1 protein-coding gene is annotated in these 714 nt (G+C 33.8%); it reads left to right on the plus strand.

The annotated features are described in order from the left end of the window. The coding region (locus LJD32_RS15010) for a prealbumin-like fold domain-containing protein (protein WP_227403842.1) at positions 1-714 on the plus strand (714 nt) is incomplete at both ends.

The following is a 714-nucleotide window of genomic DNA, read 5'->3' on the forward strand; positions in this document are numbered from 1 at the left end:
GTCAAAGTAGAAAAAGATAAGACAACAGTATTGAGTGTTACAGATGATGAACCTAAAGGAAATATTGATTTCCAAAAAGAAATCGATACTTCTAAAACAAATGGTCTAAAAGGTGATGCTACTGCTGAAGGTGTAACTTTTGAATTACATGCAAGTGAAAAGATTACAAATCAGGCTGGAACAAAAACTTACTATGAAAAAGGTGCATTGGTATCAAGCAAGAAAACAGATGCCAATGGAAAGATTGCTTGGAGTGAATTGCCATTAGGGAAATATTACATTCAAGAATCAAAAACAAATGATTCATTGGTATTCAATGATGCAAAGATCAGTGTATCAATTGATTATGAAGGACAAACAGTTTCAAAAGTATCAAGAAGTGCAAAAGGTACTAACAGAGTGAATATGCAAAAGATCCAAGTTTTCAAGTCAGGAGAAAAGGACAGTATTTCAGGTCTTGTAAAAGGATTACAAGGAGCAGAGTTCACCTTCAAATTGTACAGTGAAGTAAACCATGTCGGATGGGATAACGCTACAACTTATGCAGTTATCACAACTGATTCAAATGGTAAAGCAAATACACCATATCTTCCTTACGGGAAATATATCGTCAAAGAAACAAAGACACCTAAAGATTATATTACAGCACCAGATTTCACAATTTCAGTAACAGATGATTACAGTGAATATAAAGATGTTGAACAGGTAAAACGT

This window comes from Faecalibacillus sp. TM498 (genome assembly GCF_020589955.1).
GTDB lineage: Bacteria > Bacillota_I > Bacilli_A > Erysipelotrichales > Coprobacillaceae > Faecalibacillus > Faecalibacillus intestinalis.